The 12,844-nt window shown below is 51.5% G+C and carries 13 protein-coding genes; all 13 read right to left on the bottom strand.

Annotated features, from left to right (window positions below; all coding sequences use genetic code 11):
* Positions 1 to 65: 65 nt before the first annotated feature.
* Entirely contained in the window at positions 66 to 815 is a 750-nt protein-coding gene (locus tag U9M73_RS05340; RefSeq protein WP_260069930.1) for an SDR family NAD(P)-dependent oxidoreductase, read from the bottom strand.
* 10 nt (positions 816 to 825) lie between these two features.
* Positions 826 to 1,716: an NAD-dependent epimerase/dehydratase family protein gene (locus U9M73_RS05335; RefSeq protein WP_009223156.1), complete on the bottom strand. Its 891-nt coding sequence runs from the start codon at positions 1,714 to 1,716 to the stop codon at positions 826 to 828.
* Positions 1,717 to 1,764: 48 nt separating this feature from the next.
* Positions 1,765 to 2,163: a hypothetical protein gene (locus U9M73_RS05330; protein WP_009223155.1), complete on the bottom strand. Its 399-nt coding sequence runs from the start codon at positions 2,161 to 2,163 to the stop codon at positions 1,765 to 1,767.
* Positions 2,164 to 2,485: 322 nt separating this feature from the next.
* Positions 2,486 to 3,073: a nucleotidyltransferase family protein gene (locus tag U9M73_RS05325; protein WP_009223154.1), complete on the bottom strand. Its 588-nt coding sequence runs from the start codon at positions 3,071 to 3,073 to the stop codon at positions 2,486 to 2,488.
* Complete coding sequence (locus U9M73_RS05320) at positions 3,073 to 4,317, bottom strand: MFS transporter (protein ID WP_323076492.1); 1,245 nt, start codon at positions 4,315 to 4,317, stop codon at positions 3,073 to 3,075. The genes U9M73_RS05325 and U9M73_RS05320 overlap by 1 nt, the downstream gene beginning before the upstream one ends.
* Before the next feature lie 377 nt (positions 4,318 to 4,694).
* Positions 4,695 to 5,186 carry a sigma-70 family RNA polymerase sigma factor gene (locus U9M73_RS05315; protein WP_009223152.1) on the bottom strand — a complete coding sequence of 164 codons (492 nt, stop codon included), beginning with the start codon at positions 5,184 to 5,186 and terminating at the stop codon, positions 4,695 to 4,697.
* A 191-nt stretch (positions 5,187 to 5,377) separates the two neighbouring features.
* Positions 5,378 to 6,469: a sensor histidine kinase gene (locus U9M73_RS05310; protein WP_009223151.1), complete on the bottom strand. Its 1,092-nt coding sequence runs from the start codon at positions 6,467 to 6,469 to the stop codon at positions 5,378 to 5,380.
* On the bottom strand, positions 6,459 to 7,163 hold the full coding sequence (locus U9M73_RS05305) for a response regulator transcription factor (protein WP_009223150.1): 705 nt from the start codon (positions 7,161 to 7,163) through the stop codon (positions 6,459 to 6,461). The genes U9M73_RS05310 and U9M73_RS05305 overlap by 11 nt, the downstream gene beginning before the upstream one ends.
* Positions 7,164 to 7,268: 105 nt before the next feature.
* The gene (locus U9M73_RS05300) at positions 7,269 to 8,303 is read right to left on the bottom strand and encodes a sensor histidine kinase (RefSeq protein WP_323076491.1); all 1,035 of its coding nucleotides are present in this window, start codon (positions 8,301 to 8,303) and stop codon (positions 7,269 to 7,271) included.
* A gap of 26 nt (positions 8,304 to 8,329) precedes the next feature.
* Entirely contained in the window at positions 8,330 to 9,010 is a 681-nt protein-coding gene (locus U9M73_RS05295) for a response regulator transcription factor (protein ID WP_009223148.1), read from the bottom strand.
* On the bottom strand, positions 9,003 to 10,835 hold the full coding sequence (locus U9M73_RS05290; protein ID WP_323076490.1) for an ABC transporter ATP-binding protein: 1,833 nt from the start codon (positions 10,833 to 10,835) through the stop codon (positions 9,003 to 9,005). Before U9M73_RS05290 ends, U9M73_RS05295 begins: the two co-directional genes overlap by 8 nt.
* Positions 10,836 to 10,948: 113 nt before the next feature.
* On the bottom strand, positions 10,949 to 11,662 hold the full coding sequence (locus tag U9M73_RS05285) for an MgtC/SapB family protein (RefSeq protein WP_009223146.1): 714 nt from the start codon (positions 11,660 to 11,662) through the stop codon (positions 10,949 to 10,951).
* Between the two features lie 429 nt (positions 11,663 to 12,091).
* Positions 12,092 to 12,718: an FMN-dependent NADH-azoreductase gene (locus U9M73_RS05280; protein ID WP_009223145.1), complete on the bottom strand. Its 627-nt coding sequence runs from the start codon at positions 12,716 to 12,718 to the stop codon at positions 12,092 to 12,094.
* Between the last annotated feature and the right edge of the window lie 126 nt (positions 12,719 to 12,844).

Raw genomic sequence — 12,844 nt, 5'->3', positions numbered from 1 at the left:
TGAAGGATCAAATCGGTCCCATGCTTAAGCTCCTTATATAATGTTGATTCATCTTTGCTCACGTCTTAAGGCTCGTAAATCATCTTCCGCGTCATCCCGCCGTCGACCACCAGATGTGCACCGGTCACAAATGTATTGTCCGGGTGAGTCAAGTACAGACAAGCCCGGGCGATATCCTCCGGAGTTCCAACGCGTCCTGCCGGATGCTGCTTGTGATCGATCTCGCGCAGAGCGCCGTAATCCCCGGTTTCAATCCACCCCGGACTGATGCAGTTCACGCGGATGCCATCCGGGCCAAGCGATACAGCTAACGCATGCGTAAGCGACACAATCGCTCCTTTGGAGGCGGCGTACGCCTCCGAACCGGGTTCCGACATGAGCGAACGCGTGGAGGAGATGTTCACGATGGCTCCGCCCCGGCCGCTTCCCTTCACACGTTTGGCCATCTCACGGGAAGCTAGAAACGTACTGCGCACGTTGGTATTCAGCACATCGTCCCATTCCTCTACCGTAAGCTCGTAGGTGGATTTAAACCGCGATACTCCCGCATTGTTGATCAAAATATCAATCCGCCCCAACTCACGCTCGGCCGTTTCCATTAAGCGAACGATATCAGCCTCCTGGCGCACATCACAAGGCACGAATAGGGCTCGGCCCCCGGCCTTGCGAATTGCCTCCGCCGCCGCTCTGCCGGTTTCTTCATTAAGCTCCGCCAGTACGACGGACGCACCTTCCCGGGCATAAGCTTCCGCCACACCGCGGCCGATGCCGTGCCCCGCTCCCGTTACAATCACAGTCCTATTTGCAAAAGACATGTCTCGAAACTCACCCCTTCTGTCCGCTTTCCGCGATGTGACAGATTAACCCCGACAGCCAATCGTCCAGCGCTTCGAAACGATATCCCGCCTCATGCGCTTTAGTATTGTCCATCACCCACGAGCTTGGGATGCCAAATGGAGATCGATGCTCCTGAGCCGTTTCGCGTTCGATCAACGCTGTTTTGCCGGTGATGGATTCAATGAGGCGGATGATTTCTCCAATGGTAATTTCCCCATCGGAACAAGCATTAATCGGCCCGGTCAGTTCGGATTCCCCCAGCCAGGCCAGAAACTTCGCCGTTTCCGCCGAAGTGATAAACGAGATCGCCGCGTCCGGGTTCGGTACGCCAATCGGCAACCCCTGCTGAACATGCTCGACATGAAAATGCAACCGCCGTGTATAATCATCCGGCCCTAATACAATTGGAATCCGCAAGGCGCTCACCGGAAAATCTGCCTGTTGGAAGAATGCCGCTTCAGCCAACCGTTTTCCTTCCCCATAATCAAACGCCTGCTTATCGCCAAGCTTCAGTTCATAATGATAGGGATCAAAATCAGCTTCGGTTAAAGGCGATTTACCCAACTTGTAGACGGATAAGGTGGAGGTCAAAATATATTTCCCGACGCGCTCCTTGAATGCCCGCACCGCGGCAAGCGCTTCGTTAGGCGAAAAACAGATGTTATCGTACACCAGATCCCAAGGTCCAGCCTCAGCCGCCGCTTGCAACGATTTCTCATCTGTACGGTCCAGCCGCAGCTGCGTAACTGGAGAATCAAACTGGACCTCCGTTTGTCCCCGGGTCGCAACCGTTATCTCGTGCAAGCCCGAACTTGCCAGCAGGTTAACCAATCTTTTGCCAAAATAACGAGAGCCGCCAAGCACTAAAATCTTTGCCATTTCTTCTTCCTCCTCCATCGCCGGATATTGAGTCACCTTCTAACGAGCTTAACGCGTCGCAAACGTACTTTTGATCAAAGATAAAGCGCTTAGCATCCCAAAGAAAAACAGTTGCGGATCTCGCACGATCTCGAAATAACCTACGATATAAATCTGTTTCACATAAATTGTAATAATCGGATAGATCAGCAACAGGAAGCTCGGTACAAATACGAAAGCAAACAGCGGCCGATGGAACTTCCGCCGGTTTGGAAAGCCGTTCAGGAAGCTTAAATACAATCCAAATGCTAACCCGTACACGATTTTGCCGATCAAGCCGTAATCGATTTTACCCAGCGTTTGCGTCTTGTTGTTCATCATGTCGATAAACTGATGCCCATAATACATCAGCACCAGCGCTCCCAGCATCCAGATAAAATAATAAAAATACCCTTTTGAGCTCTTCATGTATCCTACTCTCCCTATGTATGGATCAAAACCAATAATAATCAAATTTTATCATGAAACGCAGGGAGAAGCAGGAAGTTTTGTTGCCGGAAGGGATTGCATAAAAACCTAACGGACCTCAGAGTCCTTATTTCGTTGATTTTGTGCTTGTAAAAAATCTAACGGACCTCAATGACGTTATTAGCCCTTGGTTTGCCTTGAAAGGAGCAAATTCCAGGATATAAGGTCTCTGGAGTCCGTTAATTATCGATTTTAAGCGTTTGGACTCAAAATAACGTCATCTGAGTCCGTTATCTGTTAGGTCTTGGCGATACCCCCTCGTTCAATGAGGCAGCCGCAGCCCCTCCTCCCCCTCGACCAGCTTTAACAGCGGCCAGCGTCTGAGCCAATCTTTGCCGTTGACCCGCTTCCGGAACACGTCGTGATCGTGAAAATACGGACCCTGCCGAACTTGAAGTGACAGGAGATCGTCCAGCCCAAAGGGCGCGATCAGCTCGACCTCCCCCGCAGCGTTCAAGCGTGCGCCAACGGCTGTCGCTGTTTCCGGCCAATGGCGCATGGCATCCTCGACGGAGCGGTAAGGGGCCGTCCCATTACGTAAATGCATGCGCGCCTGATTTTTCACCGACCAATTTAGCCGAGGATTTCGTTCGCGCAGCCGTGCATCATAAACTTTCTCCGCCTCTTCATCCAGACACGCCGGATCATAATACAGCACGTCCACATCGTGCAGCGGCGTCCGTTCGGCATAGCCATGAAGCACGTCCCAGACAAAGTTGCGGATATAACCGGCGGCAATGCAGCCCTGAGGCAACCTCAGCTCAGCAACAAGCTGCAGATCGGCCATTATCTCCGGCTGACGACGGATCGCCTCGCGCAAATCGGCTGCACCTGCAATCGTTGGCATCATCAGCTCCCCGCCTCCTGCTGTTTTAATGCTTCATCCTTGGGCAGCAACACGGTGAGCAGACCGATCAACGGCAGCAAGGAGCACACCTGCATGATGAACAGAATGCCTGCCTGATCGGCAAAGTTCCCCAGCACAGCGGACCCTAAGCCGCCAAGCCCAAAGGACAAGCCAAAGAACAGACCGGAGATTAGCCCGACCTTCCCCGGCAGCAGCTCCTGCGCGTACACGACGATAATCGAAAAAGCCGAAGACATGATCAAGCCGGCAATCACGACGAGTACACCGGACCAGAACAGGTTGGCATAAGGCAACAGCAGCGAAAATGGCGCCGTCCCGAGAATAGATACCCATATGATGTTGCGCCGACCATACCGGTCCGCGATAGGCCCGCCAAAAAACGTTCCCACCGCCGAAGCTGCCAAAAAGGCGAAAATATACCATTGAGCCGTATCTTTAGCAACACCGTAGTGATCCATTAGGAAAAACGAATAAAACGTCGAGATGCTGATCGAGTAGACGTTTTTGGAGAATAACAACAGCACCAGCACGGTGATGGCCAGTATGATCTTGCCCCGGCTGAGGCGGCTCTTCGGCCGAGCGGCTCCGCCCGCGGCTGCCGAACCTGTTGTACGCGGCTTACGCGGTTTCAGATCCTGCCCGCTGTACCATTTTGCCACGAAAAACTGGATGACGATCGCCGCCACTGCCGCCAAAGCAAACCAAGCGACGCTAGTCTGACCCAAAGGGATAAAGATCAAAGCGGACATGATTGGACCTAACGAAGCCCCGATATTCCCGCCGACCTGAAAAATCGACTGCGCCAGCCCGCGTCTCGTACCTGCAGCCAAATAAGCAACGCGCGACGACTCCGGGTGGAACACCGACGAGCCCAGCCCGATAGAGGTCACCGCCAGCAGAATAAAAGGATAGCTGGGGGCAAAGGCTAGCATGACGATGCCCGCCAGCGTAAAGCAAACTCCGAGCGGCAGGATGTAAGGCCGAGGCCGAACATCGGAGTACAAACCGACCAAAGGCTGGAACACGGAGGCCGTCATGTTCATGGCAAATGAGATCCAGCCGATTTGGCCATAGGATAACAACAGTGATTCGCGCAGCACCGGGAATAAGGCCGGGATCGCCGATTGCATCGTGTCGTTTAATAAATGCACCGTGCTGATCGCAAAAAGAATCGGATAGACCGTGAATGCAGGGTTAGCCGTTTTGACGGCGGTTGACTGGTTCATCTTGACCTCACATTTTTATCTGATATAGGATGGTTTGCTTCATTTACTTTGGAACGTTTTTATCCGGATCCGACCCAAAACGTTGGTTGCGGTTTAACCCATCGATCGCCTGAATCTATGCCTTTCAGTAACTCATGCTCCAGCAAATGACCTTGGCCCAGCGGCGAGGCTTCCAGATGAAACGCAGTCTTGCAGATGATATGGCAACTTCGACATGGGTTTCGTCCTCCTTCAGTTCAGGTGATTTCTGGTAATATCCTACATCAAGTAAACCGAATTGAACAGAGAACAAACCAAAAAGACTGCCCAAAGGCAGCCTCAAAGGTGAAAATTTCATATTTAGATAGTTAAGTATGATTAAGTATAAGTATATAAGATCAGGCTGTTTCTCTAGACCGGCGCAGCTTTTGTCTGGCGCGATACAACACGATTTTGAAATGGGATAACGAGATGCCCATCAAATCCGCCGACTCCTGATAAGAGAAGCCCTGTACGTCATACAGCAGCACCGCATGTTGTTGATTGGGCTGCAAAAAAGCCAGCTGCGCGTATAGTTCCCGGCGGTTTTCCTCGCCAAGCACGGATTTCTCCGGTGTATCGTCACTCGGATAACGGTGGAAAAATTCATTTTCGTACGAGGACGACCGGCTTTCCTTCCGCAGCAAGTCGATATAAGCGTTATGGGCGACGCGAAGAAGCCAGGCCTTGGCCCTTTTCCCCTCTGCTTCGTGCAGGTGCATCAGCGCCCGGCAAAACGTCTCCTGCATCAAATCCTCAGCGATATGCGAGTTACGGCACATACTATACAAATATCGAAAAACGTCATTTTTATATTCGCGGTAAAGCAAATCCATAGAACGAGTCTTCATGATTGATTCCTCACTTTCTCCCGGCTTTCAGAGCAAGGCTGTCTTTATATCTCCGCCATACTTGGTCCATTATGCCGAATAGAGTTTGCGTCCCGACTAAGAAATTGTTAAGTTTTCCTTAAGAATTTACTGCGTTTTCCTTAAACAAAAAGACGCCATCTGGCGTCATCATGCGAATTCTAGTTGATAGTTCATGCACCGTCCCGGCGTAACCGCACCGTAAACGCGGTACGATACTCGTTGCTGTCCGCTGAGATTGTGCCATGATGCAAATCGACGATATGCTTGGCGATCGCGAGGCCAATGCCGGAGCCCCCCGTCTGGGAAGCGCGCGACTTCTCCACACGGTAGAACCGGTCAAACAGATGCGGCAAGTCGACGGTCGGGATCGGATCGCCGTAATTCACAACCTCTGTGATGATTTCATCGCCTTCCTGCCAACCGCGAATATCCAAATACTTGCCATCGTGACCATACCGGATCGCATTGGTCATCAGGTTCTCGTAGACTCTGCGAAGCTTGTCCCCATCCGCCTGAACGTACAGCGGCCCATGCAGGTACAGCCGGCATTCCATGCCGTTCTCCTGCAACTGCCAGCCGAAATGGGCAGCCATTTGATGGAGCATCTCCGCCAGATTAATCCGCCTGAACTCCAGCTTCATCTCCTTATTCTGCATACGCGTATATTCGAACAAATCCTGCAGCAGCTGCTTTAATCGAAGCGACTCCTCGTAGGCCATGCTGACATAATAACGCAGCTCAACCTCATCGCGGTAACGGTCCTCTTCGATAAGTCCCAAATAACCGGTAATCGAGGTAAGCGGGGTGCGCAAATCATGGGATACGTTGGTGATCAGCTCATTTTTCGTCTGCTCCGCCCGTCGCTCGTCCTCGATGGATGTGACCAACCGATCGATCATCCGGTTGATATCGGTCGCGAGCTGTCCAAGCTGCCCGACGTTCTGCACAGGGATTTTCCGTACGGAGCCGGCTTCGATTTTATGGACCTCTTCGATCAGCTGCTCCAAGTATCGCTTCTCTTGACGGCGGAGGCTGCGGCGGTAAAAATATAACGAAAACAGCATAAGAATCGGCACGCCGGTTAAATAATACGCTTCCGGGAAACCGATATTTCGGTTAATCCACATCACCACATTGTACACCGTCATACTCGGGAAGGTGAGGAAAAACAACCGCGCCAGCAAAATAAGCAGAAACAGCGAAATGAGTGAAGTGACGACGGTCCAGAACAACCAGGCAACAAAACGCAGGCTAGCTTTCAAGTTTGTAGCCGACCCCCCATACGGTACGAATCAGCTTCTCCCCATCCATTTCCTTCTCCAGCTTATCACGGAGGCGGCTGATATGCACGGTTACAGAATTGCTGCTGTCCAAATATTTGTCCTTCCAGATCAGCTCGAAGATCTCTTCAGAACCAAACACCCGCCCGGGATGGCTGGCTAACAAATGCAAAATGCCAAATTCGATAGGCGTCAGCTTCAGCGGGTTGCCGTCTACGGTCGCCGTGTGCGTTTCTTTGTCGATCGCCAGCGAGGCGATCTTGATGATATGATCCTGCGATGACTGCGTTGAGCTTGGCGGCTGTGCTGTATAGGAGGAGCGGCGAAGCAGCGATTTGACGCGGGCGACGAGCTCCAGCGGATTAAACGGCTTCACCATGTAATCGTCCGCTCCGGTCATCAGCCCGGTAATCTTGTCCATATCGCCGTCCTTGGCGCTAAGCATTAAGATCGGCGTGGTCTTCGATTCACGGATCTTCATACAGACAGATATTCCGTCGAGCCCGGGGAGCATCACGTCAAGGATCACCAAATCAACCTCATCCTGCTCGGTGATCTCCAACGCCCGCAAGCCGTCCTCCGCCTTCAGGACATGATAGCCTTCATTCATCAGATATATTTCGATCAGTTTTGCGATTTTTTCGTCATCATCGACAATTAAAATACGTTTACTCATTCATCCAATCATCCTTTATTTGAGCTGGTTAGACACGAGCACACAATACCATCATACCATGTCTCTTGCCTCCAAATCCAAATAAAAGGTTACAATTTCCACCGATTATGGTTTCCAGCGGAAAGGGATGAACACGTTAAAGCTTGAGCCCTTGCCAGGCTCGGAAGTCACCGTAATCTCACCTTGATGGATGTCCACGATTTTTTTGACGATCGACAGTCCCAGCCCGCTGCCCCCATTGCTGCGCGTGCGGGATTTGTCCGCTTTATAAAAGCGTTCAAAAATATGAACCAAATCCTGCTCGAACATACCGATCCCGTTGTCTGCCACCGTCACAACCGCCCGTTCCCCTTCAGACGTGAGGGAAACTCGAATTTCCCCGCCTTCCGGCGTAAACTTGATACTGTTATGAAGCAGATTCATCCAGACCTGGCTAAGCAGATCCTCGGCGCCCTCCACCTCCAACGCTGAAACTTCCATCTGTATTTGAATGTTCTTGGCGAGCCACTGAGGTTCACAAGCCAATACTACGTTTTGCAGTTGGCGATCAAGCCGAAACCGGTTCGTTTGCAGCGAGGCACGGTCCGTCTCCAGAGCGGAGAGCTTCAACAAATTGTCGCTCATCTGCGCCAAACGGCGGCTTTCCGATTCGATGATCTCCAGGTAATGGTTCCGTTTCTCTGGAGATAAGTCCGGTCTGCGCAAAGCTCTGGCAAAGCCGCGGATCGAGGTCAGCGGCGATTGGATTTCGTGCGACACGTTGGAGATGAAGTCTTGTCGCATCGTTTCCATTTGTCCCAAAGCTCCGGCCATTTCGTTAATGCTGTTAACGATGGTTTCAAACTCTCGCATCCGTTCGAATCCGACGATCCGAACCGAGAAATCCCCTTGGGAGATCCGGCGAATCGCGTCGATCACGATGTTCAGGCTTCTCAGTTGACGGGGCCGGAACATCGCGGAGATCAGAAGCACGACCAAGAAAAATAAGATGACTCCGAAAATGACATTCAGCAGATCGATGACATAAGCAGAAAAAGGAGGCTCCCATTTTCGGTAAACCGCTGCGGTTACCCAGCGCGCCAAAGACCAAGTCGTACCAAAACAGGCGAGGATGACGAGGATCTGGCCGATTCGGAGCAATATCTCTCCTGCTCTCCTCCAGAAGGTCAACGTTCACACACCTCCAAACGATACCCGAGACCGCGGATCGTACGAATCTTAAATCCAAACGTTTCCTCAGGAAACCGTTCGCGCAATCGATTAATATGCACATCTAGCGTGCGTTCATTTCCTTCAAAATCGTATCCCCAGATTTCCTCAATAAGCTGCTCCCGGGTGAGGGTTCGCCCTGCATAACTGCCAAGCTTGAACAGCAGCTCGAACTCCTTAAGCGGCAGCGTAATGCTGCTTTCGCCGCTTTCAACTTCAAATGTTTTGCGGTTCATTCGCAGCGCGCCAATCGTCACGGTTTGGGAGATCGACACCTGATAGCGCTTGAGCAGCGCCTTCACCCGTGCGACGAGCTCGGCCGGTTCGAACGGTTTGACGAGATAATCATCCGTGCCCAGCTCGAAGCCCTTAACCACCTGCCGAGTCTCCCCCTTCGCCGTCAGCATGAGCAGCGGCATATCATAGTAGCGGCGCAGCTCACGGCAGAGGTCCCAGCCGTCCATCTCCGGCATCATGATGTCCAAAATCACCATGTCGACCTTCTCCGATTCCACCAGAGCGAGCGCCTTGCGTCCATTCTCGGCTTCCATCACCTGATCGATGCCCGCTTCCTCCAGGAACAGGCGAACCAGCTCGCGGATATGCTGATCGTCGTCAACTACGAGAATTTTAGCCATGTTGCATCTCTTCCTCCTCGTTTTCGAGCGGTTCCGACTCTTCTCGGCTTGCGGCGATTTGCAGCTGCTGCGAGGCGAACTCGCGATACATGGCGTGCTGACGCAAGAGCTGCTCATGTGTGCCTCGGCCCGTAACCTTCCCTTTTTCGATAAAAATCAGCAGATCCGCCCCAATGACGGTGGAGAGACGGTGGGCGATGACAATCGTCGTCCGGCCTTTCATGAGGTTATTTAGCGCCTTCTGGACGACGATTTCCGAGCGGCTGTCCAGGCTCGAGGTCGCTTCGTCCAGCATGAGGATTTTCGGATCGCGCAACAGGGCCCGTGCAATCGCGATCCGCTGCCGCTGCCCGCCGGACAGCTTAACCCCGCGCTCGCCGACATCGGTATCGAACCCGTTCGGCAGTTCGGCGATAAAGCCGTCAGCATAAGCCATCTCCGCCGCCCGCTGCAGCTCCGCTTCGCTGACTTCGCGCTCGATGCCGTAGCACAGATTCTCACGGATGGTTCCGGCGATAATCGGGCTTTCCTGCGAGACGTACCCAATCATCCCACGCCAGGAGCGAAGCGAAAACGAATCGATGGGGTCATCTCCCAGTCGGATACTGCCCTGCTGCGGCACGTAAAACCGCTCCAGCAAGGAAAATAACGTCGTTTTGCCGCCGCCGCTTGGGCCAACGACCGCCGTTACCGTCCCCGGCTCCATCGTAAAGGAAACGTCCTGCAACACCGGCTCGTCCGGTTTGTACCCGAAGGTAACCCCGTCCACGATTAACGGCTGATCCGCCTTCGTAATCTCCTGACCTTGGCCAAAAGGCTCCTCCTCGGCATCCAGCGTTTGGAGAATCCGTTCCGTAGCGCCTTTGGCTTTCTGAAGTTGGGTGAAAAACGTCGTCAACTGCGTCATCGGCATGACGATCTGAACGAGGTACAGAATAAACGCCACCAGTTCCCCGGCGGACAACCCGCCGCCCGCCACCTGCATCCCGCCGTAGCCAATTACCACGACGAGCAGCATCATCATGACAAAGGCCATAAACGGGCTAATCCATGCCATGACTTTGCCCTCCCGCACGCCGAAGGAGAGCAGTCTGCCAATCGCTTGGCTGCCGCTTTCATATTCCTTCCGCTCCGCGTTCGATGCTTTGACCAGGCGGATTTCGGACAACACCTGGCTTAAGGCCGCTGTAAAAGATGCGGTCTCGTCCTGCATGGCCAGCGAAATTTTATACATCGTCCGGCCCAGCGGTACAAGAATCAAAGCGGCAAGCGGGATCACCGCGAACATCACCAGGGTCATTTTCCAGTTCAAGTAAAATAGAACGGCCACCGCACCCAGAATCGAGATGATTCCGCTGATAAAGCCGGAGACCTGTTCGGAGATCAACGTTTTGATGATCCCGGTGTCATTGGTCATTCGGCTGACCGACTCCCCGGTCCGATTGTTGTCGAAGTAAGATACCGGCAAGCGGAGCAGCTTCTTCCATAAACGATCCCGCAGGCCAGCAACCATGCGCTGACCGGTATAATTCAGCAGGAAGATCGATAGTCCCGAAGCGACGGACATCCCGACAAATGCGGCGCCGATCCACACGATCTGCGAACCGCTGATGGAAGACAACGAAAAGCCGTCAACAAGATTCTTCGTGAACATCGGAATCACGAGGCTGACCAACGTTGACAGCAAGCTGAGGACGATCGCGACGGCAAACAGCGGCAGCGGCGGCTTCGTTTCCCGCAGCAGGCGGAAAAACGCCTTTGAGCTTCCACCACTTGTGCTCACTTGACGATCGGTATCTTTAAAATTGAAGTTATTCCTTGGCATGTGTTTCTCTTCCCTTCCATCTCTATCTGAAACAAGACGAGCCGGAAATACCGGCTCTAGGAAAAAGACTACATTCGGAATTTAAACTGAAGTTAAACAAAATAAAACCTTAACTAGAGATTCTCCACTTCCACGCTGATGACATGGTTAATCTTCCGGAGAAAATGGTACAGCTCCGTCGTATACTCCTTCTCCGATGCGGTAATCACCATATCGATCCGCTGGCGTCCTTCCTCCAAGTCTTTGATTTTCAGCCGCCGAATCCGGTGCTTGTTGACTTTCGTTCCTTGTTCTGGATCACCGCTGCATTCGATGATACGAATCAGTTCGGTTACGTTGCCGTGATCCTCCATGACGATTTTGATGGAGACATCGCGCTGATTTAGCTTATAGGGTCCAATCCATTTAATGATATAGGGTACGACATTCACGGAAATGATCAACAGAACCACCGTTAATGCAGCAGCCAGATAAAACCCGGTTCCGATTGCGATCCCAATCCCGGACGCTGCCCAGATCATCGCCGCAGAGGTAAGGCCGGAGATCCCCTCATTGCTTCGGCGAAGTATCGCCCCTGCCCCCAGGAAACCGATCCCGCTGACGATTTGCGCAGCTAGCCGCATCGGATCCATGTTCGGATGATCCGGTCCGGCGAATTTGGCAAACGCCTCGATCGACACGATCGTAACCAAGCAGCTGGCAATACAAATAACCATACTCGTCTTGATTCCCAGCGGTTTCTGCTTTAATTGCCGGTCGATACCGATAAATAACCCGAACAATAGAGCTAGGCCAAGCTTTACAACCATTTCCATTTCGTTGTTCATGATCGCAACTCCTTCAAGTATATAAGGTGAGTATAATTGTATTCGGCACTTTGGTGCAAATCGAACATACCCTAGTGTAAAAAAAGAAACCCTTACTAACGGGGTCTCCCCCCCATTAGCAAGAGTTTCATCATTACTACTTTACGAGTTCAACAAAGATATCATCGGGATTGGCATCGATATGAGACTCTACAAATTGATCATAAGATCCCTCAAAAGTGAACCTTCCTTGATTCAAGAGATGAATCTTACAATCCACTTTCTGAAAATCATGCAGCGTATGGCTTGATAATTAGAGGGATAATTTTCTAATAATGTTAGATTTTCTGTTAGACTCATTTTATTTTTTCCCTGCTTCGTTGGTCAAGAAGAAAAAAGCCTGAACCGTCTTTAAACGGCTCAGGCTTCCCAAATTGCATATCAGATAAATTAGAATCTTGCAGCCAGCTCGGCAGCGCGTTTTACGCCATCTTGAATAATTTCTTCGGCGCGGTCTTGGAATTGATTATGCCCCTCGACCACAACGGCTTCCGGATCGTTAATGCCCCAGAAGGCCAAGGTGTTCTTTACATAGTTCAGAGACATTTCCAGCGCACTCATTGGACCTTCGGAATAAACGCCGCCGCGCGCTTGCAGCAACGCTACTTTCTTGCCGCCGACCAGGCCAACCGGACCTTGCTCGGTGTACTTAAACGTTTTACCAGCTTGGTTCAAGTAGAACAGGTAGGTCAACAGCTGTGCCGGAATCGTGAAGTTCCACAACGGGAACGCAAATACGACTTTATCCGCATTCAAAAATTGCTCCAGATAACCATTGGCCAAGTCAGCAGCTTTTTGCTCTTCTGGCGTTGTCGGGATCCCATTATTGACTTTGAACAGCCCGTTTAGCATATCCAAATCATAATAAGGCAGGTTCAACTCGAACAGGTTCAACTCGGTGATTTCATCATTAGGATGAGTTTCTTTGTAAGTTTGCAGGAAGCTTTCATACAACTTTACAGTAGCAGATTGCTCTGCTGGGCGATTATTGGCTTTGACAAATAAAACTTTAGACATCTGTGGTTTCCCTCCAACTCTTTATCTTTACTTTCTTTTTTCTAGTTACTCTATATTATCTTGTAACTGATTTAACAATGGTAATGATAAAGGCTAACTACCACTTTGTCAATTACAGATTCAAAA

Origin of the sequence: Paenibacillus phoenicis (assembly GCF_034718895.1) — a bacterium.
GTDB lineage: Bacteria > Bacillota > Bacilli > Paenibacillales > Paenibacillaceae > Fontibacillus > Fontibacillus phoenicis.
This window is presented reverse-complemented; position numbering and strand designations above follow the sequence as displayed.

What these genes read in the sequence shown, in the direction of transcription:
- U9M73_RS05335 (WP_009223156.1), bottom strand. Translation starts at nt 1,716, where the DNA reads ATGGCAAAGATTTTAGTGCTTGGCGGCTCTCGTTATTTTGGCAAAAGA.
- U9M73_RS05285 (WP_009223146.1), bottom strand. Translation starts at nt 11,662, where the DNA reads ATGAACAACGAAATGGAAATGGTTGTAAAGCTTGGCCTAGCTCTATTG.
- U9M73_RS05280 (WP_009223145.1), bottom strand. Translation starts at nt 12,718, where the DNA reads ATGTCTAAAGTTTTATTTGTCAAAGCCAATAATCGCCCAGCAGAGCAA.
- U9M73_RS05320 (WP_323076492.1), bottom strand. Translation starts at nt 4,317, where the DNA reads ATGAACCAGTCAACCGCCGTCAAAACGGCTAACCCTGCATTCACGGTC.
- U9M73_RS05305 (WP_009223150.1), bottom strand. Translation starts at nt 7,163, where the DNA reads ATGAGTAAACGTATTTTAATTGTCGATGATGACGAAAAAATCGCAAAA.
- U9M73_RS05330 (WP_009223155.1), bottom strand. Translation starts at nt 2,163, where the DNA reads ATGAAGAGCTCAAAAGGGTATTTTTATTATTTTATCTGGATGCTGGGA.
- U9M73_RS05325 (WP_009223154.1), bottom strand. Translation starts at nt 3,073, where the DNA reads ATGATGCCAACGATTGCAGGTGCAGCCGATTTGCGCGAGGCGATCCGT.
- U9M73_RS05340 (WP_260069930.1), bottom strand. Translation starts at nt 815, where the DNA reads ATGTCTTTTGCAAATAGGACTGTGATTGTAACGGGAGCGGGGCACGGC.
- U9M73_RS05315 (WP_009223152.1), bottom strand. Translation starts at nt 5,186, where the DNA reads ATGAAGACTCGTTCTATGGATTTGCTTTACCGCGAATATAAAAATGAC.
- U9M73_RS05295 (WP_009223148.1), bottom strand. Translation starts at nt 9,010, where the DNA reads ATGGCTAAAATTCTCGTAGTTGACGACGATCAGCATATCCGCGAGCTG.
- U9M73_RS05290 (WP_323076490.1), bottom strand. Translation starts at nt 10,835, where the DNA reads ATGCCAAGGAATAACTTCAATTTTAAAGATACCGATCGTCAAGTGAGC.